Origin of the sequence: Halorubrum sp. SS7 (genome assembly GCF_005435055.1) — an archaeon.
Taxonomy (GTDB): Archaea; Halobacteriota; Halobacteria; order Halobacteriales; family Haloferacaceae; genus Halorubrum; species Halorubrum salinarum.
The window spans coordinates 1-616 of sequence record NZ_SGXV01000228.1 but is presented as its reverse complement, the minus strand read 5'-3'; the positions used below and the strand labels follow the sequence as shown (position 1 = coordinate 616).

Below are 616 nucleotides of genomic sequence, written 5' to 3'. Positions count from 1 at the left end.
CATCGAGGCGGCGACGGCGTAAGCGCGGTCCGCCCGCCTCCGACGGTTGGTTCCGTTGAAATTCTCGGGGACTGACACACCCTGTGCGAGATACAGGGGATCTAGTCAGCAGGTGAAAGGCCTTCTTTTCTCTATCCACGTCTTGAATCAGCCGGTGAAATGCGCCTGCGAACTGAACGAGGTGAGGAGGGGCTATCGAACTAAGGCGAGAGACGCGGGTTGTCTACCCACCACTTTCCCAGCTTTGAATACAGAATGATTAGGAGAATGATTAGATGCCCTCTGACATAGTCATCCACGATGCGTACGTTCTCACGGTTAATGATTCGAACCAACTCTACGAACGCGGGACGCTCCGCATCGACGATGGGCGCATCACGGACGTTCGAACAACCGAGAACGAGGACGCTATCGCTGACGCTGACCACGTGATCGACGGTGACGGGATGGTAGCGATGCCGGGTCTGGTCAACACTCATACGCATCTCGAACTGACGCCGTTGATCGGCGCGTTCAGCGACCTTGGTTTGCTGGAGATGATGGGTGGGATGACCGCCATCTACGGCCATATCGCGGACGGTGAGTACGATTACCTCACTGAGGCTGGATACAAACT

Annotated in this window: 1 pseudogene; it reads left to right on the top strand. The window is 56.0% G+C overall.

What is annotated here, in order from left to right:
* Nucleotides 1-275: 275 nt before the first annotated feature.
* Nucleotides 276-616: pseudogene (locus EXE44_RS17770) on the top strand (N-ethylammeline chlorohydrolase); the annotation flags it as partial.